We start from the raw sequence: 12,285 nt of genomic DNA, 5'->3' as shown, positions 1-12,285 counted from the left end.
GCTTCTGTCACTCATTTGTCACACTATCGCCTACATTCAGTTTAGACATTCGCCACCAATACGTCATAGTTTATGCTGATTTGTTTAGTAATTTTTACTTCAATTACTGACATTCTTTGGCTAGCGGGATGCCTAATTCTGTGACGATGGATAAGGCGCGATCGCAATCTAGCGCTAAATCGTACTCACCCAATTCTTGAGAAAGTTTTGTTTGTTTTTCTAGAACGATAGCTAAATGATACTGATTGAAATCAATTGCTTTTTTATAGTTTTGCAAGGTGCAGTAACAATTAATTATTTTAATGATGACTTGCTCTTCATTGGGGGAATCGCGAATTGTCTGTAATACAGTCAAGGTTTGCTGATAAAAGTTGATGGCTTCAGCATATTCTCCAAGCTGATTGGAAGCATTTCCTAAGTTACATAGGATTTTCGACTCTTCTACCAGATCGCCGATTTCCCGCACAATTGTTAAATGCTGCTTGTCAAAGTTAATGGACTGGCGATAATCTCCTAGTGCATCGCAAGCAGCTCCCAAATTTCCCAGTGCGATTCTCTCACCGTTGCGATCCCCGATTTCTTTTGCAATGGTTAAATGCTGCTGATGAAAATTAATGGCTTGGACATAATCTTCTAGTGCATCGTAAGCAGCTCCCAGATTTCCCAGTGGAATTTCCTCACCTTTGCGATCGCCGATTTCTCTTGCAATGGTTAAATGCTGTTGGTGAAAGTTGATGGCTTGGAGATAATCTCCTAGTCTATGGTAAGTGAGTCCCAGATTTCCCAGTACACTTCCCTCACCTTTGCGATCGCCGATTTCCCGTGCAATAGTTAAACTCTGTTGGTGAAAATTAATGGCTTGGGGATAATCTCCTAACGCATCGTAACCAGCCCCTAGATTTCCCAGTGCGGTTCCCTCTCCCTTGCGATCGCCAATTTCCCGTGCAATAGTTAAACTCTGCTGGTAAAAGTTGATGGCTTGGGGATAATCTTCTAGTAAAAGATAAGCATTTCCCAGACCTCCCAGCGCGGTTCCCTCACCTTTGCGATCGCCGATTTCTCGTGCAATAACTAAACTTTGCTGAAGACAGTTGATAGCTTGGGGATAATTTTTTATTGAACGGTAACTACCTCCCAGACTTGCCAGTACACTTCCCTCATCTTTGCGATTGCCGATTTCCCGTGCAACAATTAAACTCTGCTGGAGATAGTTGATAGCTTGGGGATAATCTCCTAACAAAAGGTAAGCTGTTCCCAGATTTCCCAGTGCGATTCCCTCACCGTTGCGATCCCCGATTTCTCTTGCAATGGTTAAATGCTGCTGGTGAAAGTTAATGGCTTGGGAATAATCTCTTAGTGCATCGCAAACAAGTCCCAGACCTCCCAAAGCACTTCCCTCACCGTGGCGATCGCCGATTTCTCGAAAAATAGTTAAACTCTGCTGGTGAAAGTTGATGGCTTGAGGATAATCTTCTAACACATTGCAAGCAAGTCCCAGACCTGTCAATGCGCTTCCCTCGCCGTCGCGATGACCGATTTCCCGTGCAATGGTTAAACTCTGCTGGTAAAAATTGATGGCTTGGGAATAGTCTCCTAGCGAACGGTAAGCAAGTCCTATGTCTCCCAATGCACTTCCCTCTCCCTTGCAATCGCCAATTTCCCGTGCAATAGTCAAATGTTGCTGATGAAAGTTAATGGCTTGGGGATAATTTCCTAGCAAACAATAGGCAGCTCCCAGATTTCCCAGTGCGGTTCCTTCTCCCTTGCGATCGCCAATTTCCTGTGCAATAGTTAAACGTTGCTGATGAAAGTTAATGGCTTGGGGATAATTTCCTAGCAAATAGTAAGCATTTCCCAGATTTTCTCGAATAACCCCATCTAGATCGAAGCTTAAATTGCCCAAAAGCTTATTGTACAGATCAATCAGTTCCTTATTGTAGCCCCAGATAGATAATTGGTTGTGCAATTCGTCATTTGTAGGCGTATCGAGGCGAATAGATATAATTTTTTTCCCTCTCTCCCAATCTTCCACCTTACAAAGATGGTAAAACGCTTCCAAGTACCCCTTCACCTTCTCCAAATTAGTGGCATCTAGCTTGGGTTTGTACTTCTTGAGCCAGTTGACTACTGCTATATACTGATCGAGCTGATTACCTGGAAAATCAGCCAACAGATTACTGGGATTGATGCCCAGTTGGGTAAGAAGTAATTCACCTAAAGGTGTCGGATTAGTTGTCATGGTGACTGTATCTTAGTTTTTCATTTTTCTGGAAATAGCTTTAATCGGTGAGCAATTGCAACAGTGCGAATCAAATTATGTTGCCCTACTAAGCGCTCGTCTTCATCGTCAATTCCTCCATCTTCAACTAAATACCGTTCCCGCAGAGTTTGTATTGCATCCTTTTGCTGATCTTCACTGTAACCCCGATATTCTAAATGACTCAGCCACCAACTGTGTTGTACTTCGCAGCGATATACTGAAGCTGTGCAAAGCAAAAAATAAGCATTATAAACATCATTCTTTAACCGTTCAAATGTCTTCTCAATCCGTTCGTTGACTTTCCGTTTCAAGACGGTCGTGTATGATGCTAACTGCCACCTATCCTCATCTCCTTTAACTATTCCTTGGTTACGAGCTTCGTCAATAGCCTCTTTCACCTCTTCAATATAACGACTGTTATCTTTCCAGTAAGCGCTGACTTTCCCGCCATAAGACTCTTTAATTTCTCCAGCAATTGTCCGCAAAGCTAAAGGATGCCCGTCATAAACTTCACCAATAACTCGCAGGGGACTATGTGGTAATTCTAAATCGCCATCAAGTTCAGCTTTTTGAAATAACGCCATTTGTTCTGGGACTTCTAACCCTTTCAAAAGTTGGTAATACCAGAGATTTTGGTAGCGATCGCATTCCGCTGTCTCAAACTTTGTTGGCAAATCTTGAGATGTAAGAATGAAACGACTTTGACAAGATGGTTCTGCCAAGAAACTGACAAAAAACTTACCCCACCACTCATCAGCAAAATCACCCCAGCCATCCTCTTCATTTCCTGTCAATAAATACTCAAGAGAATCCATCAGGATTAAATAGCGATTTTCGCACAAGCGTTTGACTAACCGCCGTAACAGTTGCTCAGGCTTTCGCTCTTCCTTTGGAACATTTTCGCCCCACTTCTCCAGCCATTGCAGCGCAACACTGGCAAAATCTGAAGCTTTATTATCATCTTCAAAATTGTCCCTGTGTTCCCTCCAACCTCCCCGCAATTCCTCTACTGTTCGTTCAGCTAAAGCAGTTTTACCGATACCTGTAATCCCAACCAATAGCAAGACACGACAGGAAGAATTTAGGTGAGCGCTCAACTGTTGAATCAGAGTTTCTCTCCCAACCCACTCATCGTTATAGACGCTAAAGTCCATATATAATGCAGTTTGCTGGGTTGGGGTGTTATCAACAATGTCTTCCCAGTTTTCTATCCCAACAGCTTTACAGATAGCTTCAAAGTTTTCCTGACGAATCGCCTCCTTTCGCCAAAATCGTTGCAGAGTTGAACGCGAAACACTTCCTTTGGGAGTAACTTCAAGTAGTTTGTTAGCACTATCAATCCAAATAGCCGAGTCTTTATTCCATCCTTTCCTTTTCCTGGCTTCGTCAATCCTTTCTAGTCCTGATTTGGATGCTGGAAGAGAATTTGCCATGCTTATCACGACTTTACTGTTTACTAGCTTCAATTTTGACTCAGTTTTTTCAGTACTGCCACAAGTGAGTCGAAAGTCAGGCTGTGCAACCTGCTCAGCTAAGTCATTCTAAAAGTGTGGAAAGCAAAGTTGGCCAACAAGCTTCTCCTTAAACCAAACCACAAACAGGAGAAAGACCATGCAAGCTCAAATCGATCCGATTATCCGCACAGGTGAACCGACGATCGCGATACCAACCGACATCCAACCAACTATACCGCCGCAGTATTGGGGTACTGAAACAGGACTCATTTTAGCGATCGCTATCTTAATCCGCTCTGTTGCCTCACTGGTTCAGGTACTAACCCCACTGATGTTACAGCTACGACAAAGGTCAGGTTCTTCTAAGAAGTAATACCCGCCAGCAATAAGCGCGAGTTGCATCCTCCACACAGAGGGTGCAACTTTTTGTAAGAAGAAACAACACCACAATTGTTACTGAAGGCAATAAAAAGCTTTATATTTTAACCCTTCTATTTCCTCTTATTCCCTCTTATTTCCTAATATCTCCTACTTGTCCCTAATATTTCCTAATATTTCCTCCAATTTTCACAAATTTTAATTAAGTTCAATTAATCTTCGCGGCTTTTTAATTGATTTTTTGTACTCCGACACCTCTTAAATCCTCCTAGTTAGTGCGCTAGTCGCATAGCAAGCCATGTCAAATAGACGTAAGAGGGGGGTAAAAACGAGTAAATCGCCCAAACCCCGCCCACTTGTCAGAATTTGTGCAAAGGGCAACGACATATATTCGCTTCAGCAGAAGTAGCTGACGAATACCTCTCCTCTGGCTACCGCCAGTAAGCAAGGCGATCGCTTACCCTTAAAATCGACCAAATGCCACAAAAACACTACGCGCCGACTGAAATATCGCATACAACCCATACTACGGCCCCTGAACCGAATGCGATCGCCCTGCCTGACAATTGGGTGCAACCGGATTTTAACTTTGGGGATGCAGTGACAGACAATGAAGAATCTTATATCGTCATAGGTTTGGCAATGGACACACACTTGGACATTTGGAAATACTTGTGTCGCACCCCGAACAATACAGAGCGATTCTTCTGGGAATATCAACTCAGACTTGCTTAAACTTCCAGCACTAAATATTAAGACTGTGTTGAGCGACGGCGATCGCAAACCAGAAACCGTCCTCAACAACAAAGTACGATTGGCTGTAAACCATGCTCAACAATGATGCAATTTACAGGCTTAAAACATCACAGTCAAAAGCTACAAGCAATCCAGACAGCAGTATCCACCCTCGAATCAGCCATATGGATGATAAAAATTGCTCTGGTAACTTCTCACTAATGCGACTTGTGACCGAACAAAACATAAACCGAAAGAAACAGGCTCATCTCCAACAGAATTGCTGAAAATTGAATCAATGAAAGCAATGGATCAATCACCGCGCAAACCTTGCCATCAAGGTTCAGGAAATTGTAGCGAACATCGGTTGCTCAGCATTAAATTAACTTAATGCCAACAACTGCTCTGACCTAATCCCTTGCTGTTCAACTTAGCCGTAATAAACCATTAGTTAGCCCTAGAGAATTGATGTGCTTACAACTGCAATTCTTCCCAAAAACCAACTTTCCAAACCGACTGGAAAGACTGAAGTCGTCCGAGTTCGTCTAACCACCTTTGAAAAGGCAGATTTAGTGAAACGTGCCGCAGAAGCAGGTGAAAAAAGCCTGTCTGACTACTTGCGTAAACGCGCTTTTAGCCTTGGCCGCACAGTCCCCGCTATCAATGAAGGAACTTGTGCCCAACTGCGAAAAATGAGCACGCACATTTGCCAAATGACCAGGGGTGTAGAGACAGCAGTAAAAGCAGGACAGTTACCCAAACAAAGCCTAGAAGTTCTGCAAGAATTCTGCAGAATGCTAGGCGAGTATCACCAAGAACTAAGAGGCAAAGTCAGAAAAGAACTTTTGAGCGAAACCCGCGAACCAATACCCCCGCTTGTGGATTACCAATAAAGCGATCGCGCAACTAGCCAATAGTCCTGTTTGACAATCTAAAGCACTGCTGAAAGTTCAATATCGAACCTAACGATCGCACCTAATTTCCTCGTAGGAGGTGAGAAAAGATGGCTGCAAAACTCTCAACTAAGCCCAACTCCAAAAGACAATTTTCTGCCCCAAAGCGTACTTGGTCTGTCCTAACAGCCACAGATCCCAAACACGTCAAAAAACTGGAACACATTCAGGAAACCCTTGATGCTGCCATAGAAACAATCCAAGAAGAAGGTGGCATTGAGGACTGGGAAGATTTCAAAAACTTCGTTGAATCCTTCAACAAACGACCCGACAGAATCAATGAATCTGGCAATCACAAAGCTAGTGTCAGCATGGATTTAGTTACTGAAGGAAAAGGAGGTGAGGTGTCTGGCTTTGTTTTCTATTTAACTAAAGACCCCAGCCAGAGAACCAGCGGTGTCTATTTAGTTAAAAATTTGAAACAAGCTGACGTTGAAACCAAAGACAATAACAATTACTATACTCCATCCCAAATTATGGACTTAATCGGGCTGGATGCCAGTGATGAATTAGAGGAGGACAGCATTTCCGAAGAATTTGATGAAGAACTAGATGATGAATTGGAGGATGATTTAAGCGATCTAGAAGAAGATGCAGACATTCCCAGCCAAAATACGCAAACTCGCAAATCATCGCAGTCTAAACGGCAGCTAGGAAAGTCAGTAGCTTCTAAAAATGCTACCAGCAGAACGCAAAAAAAGGAGGAAGAAGATAATATTGAAGAACTACTTTCTGATGATGAGGATGCTCCTATCCCCAATGGTGTATTGGGCAAGATAGCTAAAAATCGCAGCGTTCTAAATCAGAATGATAACGGACAAATCAAGCAAAAAGTGGCTGAACAGCCCGAAGCAAAATATCCCTTACTCGACACCCTTGAAACTGTTTTAAAAGAAACCGAACGCCAAGGTGCAAGTGTCGCTTCTATGGGAAGCGAAATTAACGGATTAACCGTAAGTGGCTTAACCGTTCAAACTGCCTCTTTAATGGGTCTACTTGGAGCAAAGAGTATTGGGGAGCTAATTGATTACATCGAACAAGCGAGGGAAAAGGAACAGGCAGAAAAACTCGAAAAAATTCTCGAAAAAATTGACTCATTAAACGATCGCGCCGACCGAGTTGCGACTCGTGCTAAACAAGCTGATGTCATTGCAGGTATCGAAGCAATAGATACACGCACTGAAAAACTTGCTGAACGGGCTAAGCAGGTATTAGAACCACCTGCTGCAACTGAACCAGAGGAACTGGAAACGAGCCAGCCTCAGAGAAGCGATCGCGACATTGAAGCCAAGCTCACCGAGAAAGTTAAAATCAACAATCCCGAAACCAAGGCAGCTCAAATTGGCGAAAGAATTGGCGATCTAGAGAGCAAGCTCAACCCAAACTCCCAAAAATCTAGACCTCTACAGCTCGATAAAGATACCAGCATCAGCGAACAGTTAGACCAAATTCAAGACTATTTAGGCAACCTCTCAAAAAGGTTGGATCGCCTTGAAAGCATCGTGGACAAACTGGAACATAAAATGACCGTTCAAATGCCGGTTGAATCAGAATTTAATCCTAATTCACAAGTGCCAGAAACCCGTCAAAAAGTTCAGCCCGCAGTTACTGCACCTAACAGTATCGACAAGGAGGAAGGCGAACCAGAGGATCTTCTTAGCAAAATGGTAACTCAAACAAAAGTACAGCAGCAGCGAGAAGCTGTAGCAGACTGCTTGGTCAATTATGCTTTCGCTACGGGGCAGTCTCCCCAGTCGGGTATTGCTTTTGATGGTGGCGGCAGATTGAATGTAACTGCTGAAAACAACGAAGTTAAAGTTGTCGTAAAAGGCAGCGATCATACCGAAATCTTTTCGGGAACCAAGAATGGCGAACGCTGGAAATTTGAGCCGGATCGGGACAAGCTAACTCCAGAAGAAAGAGAAGCCATTTTCAAATTGCCTCAGTCGGAAGAAGAATACAACAAGCTAGCAACTGCCCAGGCTTTAGTTGAAAAGTTTCAGGACACCTTCCCCAAACGCTTTAGCGGGGAAAAAGATCCAGTGTTTCCTTGGAAAGAATCGCGTCGCGAAGACGGCACGACCGGGGCAGTCAAATACGAATTTGAAATACTGGATCTGCCGGACGGGTCAAAACAACTGATCGGAACTGACCCCCGCCAAGGTGACGCACAAGTGTTCGATGCCGTTCTGGTCAAAGGAAAGCCACCCGACGTTCGACAGTGCCACATTGCTGTTGAAGAAATGGAGGCTGTAGTCGGCTCCCCAGAGCCACAAAAAACTCAATCTAGAGATTCTCACGCATCTAAAGACTACAACTATACCTCGCCAGAACGCAAAGAACAATCGCAAGAAGACAGCAACGAATTGCAAGCTTAAACCACTTTGAGGACAAATCCCATGCAAAACGATTACTTACACAACAACTACCACTCTCATGGCGATCGCGCCAGCGTTACTAACCAAGGCATTACCCACAAACGCAGCAGCCATTTTAGCAAATTCATGCGTAAATTCAAACTCAATAACGCCGATTTAGCCTTCATTGCAATTTGCCTAATTGCAGCCATTTATCTAACTGTTGTCCAGCCCTTATTTGTCAGCGTATTTAGCTGTGCATCTCTGGTGTTCTTCGGACTATGGCAAATTACCCGCAGCGTTCCCATCCTCGAAAAACTGCTGGGCAGCAAAATTCGCTTCTGGCATTTAGCTGTCGCTGTCATCACAGTAACAATGTTCCTGAATAACTTTCAAACCCCAGCACAAGCCATTTTTCTAAGCGGTCTCCAAGCATTTATGACCAATTTAGCAACCGAAGCTGGAGCAGCAGGAGGAGGAACAGCCATTGACGAATCAACGATCGTTTTAATTTTCAATGCCATTCGAGGCATATTTCTCTTGCTAGTAGCCGCCGCAGCTTTATTCGCTTACAACCAAGCGCAGCAAGGCAACGATTGGCGGCCAATTGTCACCCAAATTGCCCTCGCCTTCGGCATTGTAATTGCCATAGACGTAGTAACGTTCTTATTCGTCGGCGACGGCAGCGGTACTACAGCCCGCTTGGTTCCCAACCTTCCTCCGCTGGGAGTAATTACAACTTTGACCTTTTAGAACTAAAAAAAAGGGCGTTGCTGAATCAAGGTATGAATTCTACTTAGACAGAAACGCTCTCCTCGCAGAGATTAAGAGCTTGAAATATCGAGTGTGGGAAATTTCATACTTCAATTCAGCAACGCCAAAAAAAGGAGTCACCAATGGCTTTACGAGATCCGGAAAAAGACTTTATCAGAGTCAATAAAATCCTGGGCAAACAAGCAAGTATCGGGTTCATCCCTGCCAATCAAATTCTACCTTGGTGCTTCTTAACCGCCATTGCATATACCTTAACAATGGGTCTATTTAGCCTGGGATTGGGTTGGTTCTTCACTGTCTCGCTTTGGCTGATTGTAAGCTGGTGGCTCCTCACAGGAAGTCAACCCCACCTCTTTACTGACAAATTCCGCAAGCCCCCCGGAGATGAGTGGTGCAGCGGCGACAGCTTCTATATTTCTCCCATCTCTTCCCTGCGCCCTCCTAGCATCCAAGGCAAACCTTACGATTCACAAATCCGCATCAAATTGAAACCCAAAATTGTACCCAATCAATATGGTGGAAGGAGCAAATTTATGCCTTTCCAAAATGAAATTAACCTCTGTTGTTTGGTGGAAATTGAAAAAGATGGCAGACAAGTATCTGGAATGCTTCTCAATAACGGAACCAGCTACCAACTGGTATTTGGATTCCGCCTCCGAGGACTTCACAACCTACTATTCAGGAGCGAAGTATCAGCATTTGCAGCTTCTCTTGAAGAAGGAATGAAAGACATCCCACCCAGTGAAAAAATCACTTTCTGCACCGGTTGTTACAGTAGCGATGCTGCTCGACAAAAAGAATTAGAACAACTAGCTGACACCGCTGAACTCCAACCCGTATCTGTACTGCTCAGAAATGAACAGCGTCGCCTCCAACAACAAACTAATCAAGGTACTAGACAAGTATGGGAGCAAATTGCTTTCTGTACTTGGACAGCCGATAACGAAGGCGAAACCATCTCCAGAGATTTCATTGGCAAAGCCATTGATGGAGTCAAAAAATTGTGCGATTCCATTGTGGAAACCATTGCAGGCAACACTAGAATTTACAGAGAGCAATTTTACACCAAGCTGCTTCTCAACTCTTTTGAACAAGGATTCCTCCGCTGGGAAATTCTCCTGAATACCAAAATGGGACTAGAAATTAGTCCTATGAATTCCTCAGAACTTTGGGAGTGGCTGTGGCTACGATTTAACAGCAGTAAACCACCGCAAATCCCACAAATTGTTAAACTTGAAGAAACCCATTCTGGCTATCAACTCAGCGAAATTAAGACAACTGACAAACACATTTGTACAGTTTTAATTGAAGGAACGAATGGCATATCCTCCTGCCCCGAACACCGCAAGACCAACAATCGCGTCTATCTCACCGGAAAGGGAAAAGAATGCGCTGTCCTGACAATGTATGACGCGCCCGCAGGCTGGATTAATACCCGCCAGCAATTGAAATGGATTTGGGAGGTGATGTCCTCAAGCTACGTCCGCGATACAGAAGCTTGGGTAGAAATTAGCGCCGGAAATTCCCTGGTAATTAATGATAACTTAGCCCGACAAGCGAAAGGAGCAAAAGCCGCTAGCAGCAGAGCGATAACTAAAGGGCAAGGGCGCGATATTGGCGCTGAAATTAAACAGGAGGAATCTTTCGATGCCCAGCGAAGGCTTTACCAAGGAGCCGTACCTCTAAATGCAGCCGTTGCCTTTTTAGTGTACCGAAACACAGTGGAAGAATTGAGCCAAGCCTGCAACGTACTCTCTAATAGTTTTGGAACCGCGAAAGTCATTCGCGAACGGAACGTTGCCTGGGATATTTGGCTGCAATGCCTACCGATTACTTGGAAATGGTTGCTGCATAGCGGTTCATTTTTGAGCGAACGCCGCCTCACCCTCGACACTGAAACTGCCGCTGGAATTCTGCCGCTAACAGTTCCCCGCGACTTGGATAAAAAAGGAGTTGAATTTATAACTCATCGAGGCGGAAAGCCAATTTTTATTGACTTGTTCTACAGCCAAATTAGCCGCGCTTTAATTACTGGCGAATCAGGTTCAGGCAAAAGCGTTTTGGGGTGGCGTTTTGCCATTGAAGCTCTGGCGAATAACATCCCTGTTGTCGGGATGGACATCAGCAGCGGGGGTAACAGTACCTTCAAAACCGCGATCGAACTTTTGGGCGATCGAGGCGCATATTACGACATCAGCCAAGGGTCTAGCAATTTAGTAGAACCGCCAGACCTCCGCAAGTTCGACAAAGCTGAAAGAGAGCGGCGGATGGAATCTTGGAAAGAATTTATCCGCAAAGCTCTGGTGGCGATCGCAATGGGCAAAATTCACAATCCCCACTTAGCCCAGCGGGTAGATTCAATTATCCTGCGAATGCTCGATATGTACCTTAGAGATCCAGAAATCATCGCTCGGTACAACAAAGCATTTGAAAGAGGGTGGCAATCTCCCGAATGGCAGCAAATGCCAACTCTCCAAGATTTGTTGAGGTTTTGCAGCAAAGAAAGACTCAATCTTAAGTCCTTTGAGGAGTTAGACAGACTAGCCATCAATCAAATCCTCAGCCAAGGAAATGCTTTGCTAACATCCCGCTTAGGAAAAGCCATCGGTCAGCCCAGCACATTTTCCCCAGAACCGGCTGTTAAATTCTTCGCCCTATCGGGACTCTCTAACGAACAAGATGCCTATTTAATGGCAATTAACGCCCATGCTGCTTGCATCCGCAACGCTCTTTCTCACCCCAAAAGCTTATTTATTGGAGACGAATTGAGCGTCCTACTCAAAAAAGATGGTTTTGCATCAGTTGTCGGCGAACTCTGCGCCACTGGCAGAAAAGATGGCATAGCTGTCTTGCTATTGAGCCAAGATTTTGATGCTATCTGCGAATGTTCCGCAGGAGCACAAATTCTACAAAATATGGTCTACCGAATTACCGGCAGAATCACCAATTCTGGAGTAGCAGCCGCTCACAAATATTTGGGGTACGACCCGCAAATTATCAGTTCCAATGCCACAGAATCTTTTCTACCCAGAGCTGCTGACCTTTACTCCTGCTGGCTAATTGAGAAAGGAGGAAGATTTTGGCGATCGCGATTCTACCCCGGAGAGATGATGTTGGCATCAATTGCTAACAACCAAAATGAAAAAGAAGCCCGCGATCGCATCATGGCTCAATACCCTCCTACCCTCAAAGGGCAGCTTCAAGGGCTAAAGCATTTCACCCAAGAATACATTGCAGCGGTGAAAGAAGGAAAAGGCTTCGACCACATTGGTCAAAATTTAGAAATTGCCACCCTAGCTGCCAATCCTCAGCCAAAAGTAGCATCCGACGTTCGCAGCAACAATTCTCAAGTTTTTGCCAAAATACCAAAATAA

The 12,285-nt window shown here is 44.4% G+C and carries 8 protein-coding genes; 6 read left to right on the top strand and 2 right to left on the bottom strand.

What is annotated here, in order from left to right:
• Positions 1–103 precede the first annotated feature (103 nt).
• Positions 104–2,239, bottom strand: a complete 2,136-nt coding sequence (locus JGK14_RS01140) for a tetratricopeptide repeat protein (protein WP_325314644.1) — start codon at positions 2,237–2,239, stop codon at positions 104–106.
• Between the two features lie 20 nt (positions 2,240–2,259).
• The gene (locus tag JGK14_RS01135; protein ID WP_325314643.1) at positions 2,260–3,693 is read right to left on the bottom strand and encodes an ATP-binding protein; all 1,434 of its coding nucleotides are present in this window, start codon (positions 3,691–3,693) and stop codon (positions 2,260–2,262) included.
• 178 nt (positions 3,694–3,871) lie between these two features.
• Here JGK14_RS01135 and JGK14_RS01130 point away from each other — a divergent pair, with 178 nt between their 5' ends.
• From JGK14_RS01130 to JGK14_RS01105, 6 genes are all read left to right on the top strand, one after another.
• Complete coding sequence (locus JGK14_RS01130) at positions 3,872–4,087, top strand: hypothetical protein (protein ID WP_325314642.1); 216 nt, start codon at positions 3,872–3,874, stop codon at positions 4,085–4,087.
• Between the two features lie 482 nt (positions 4,088–4,569).
• Positions 4,570–4,827: a hypothetical protein gene (locus JGK14_RS01125; protein ID WP_325314641.1), complete on the top strand. Its 258-nt coding sequence runs from the start codon at positions 4,570–4,572 to the stop codon at positions 4,825–4,827.
• Positions 4,828–5,297: 470 nt separating this feature from the next.
• On the top strand, positions 5,298–5,720 hold the full coding sequence (locus tag JGK14_RS01120; protein ID WP_325314640.1) for a plasmid mobilization protein: 423 nt from the start codon (positions 5,298–5,300) through the stop codon (positions 5,718–5,720).
• Between the two features lie 110 nt (positions 5,721–5,830).
• A complete protein-coding gene (locus JGK14_RS01115; RefSeq protein WP_325314639.1) occupies positions 5,831–8,158 on the top strand; it encodes a hypothetical protein in 2,328 nt (775 codons plus the stop codon).
• A 21-nt stretch (positions 8,159–8,179) separates the two neighbouring features.
• The gene (locus tag JGK14_RS01110) at positions 8,180–8,890 is read left to right on the top strand and encodes a hypothetical protein (protein ID WP_325314638.1); all 711 of its coding nucleotides are present in this window, start codon (positions 8,180–8,182) and stop codon (positions 8,888–8,890) included.
• A gap of 143 nt (positions 8,891–9,033) precedes the next feature.
• Positions 9,034–12,285, top strand: coding sequence for a hypothetical protein (locus JGK14_RS01105; protein WP_325314637.1), 3,252 nt, complete (start codon positions 9,034–9,036; stop codon positions 12,283–12,285).

This window comes from Microcoleus sp. PH2017_28_MFU_U_A (assembly GCF_020738035.1).
Lineage (GTDB): Bacteria > Cyanobacteriota > Cyanobacteriia > Cyanobacteriales > Microcoleaceae > Microcoleus.
The sequence above is the reverse complement of the archived record's forward strand: the minus strand, read 5'-3'. Positions and strand labels throughout refer to the sequence as shown.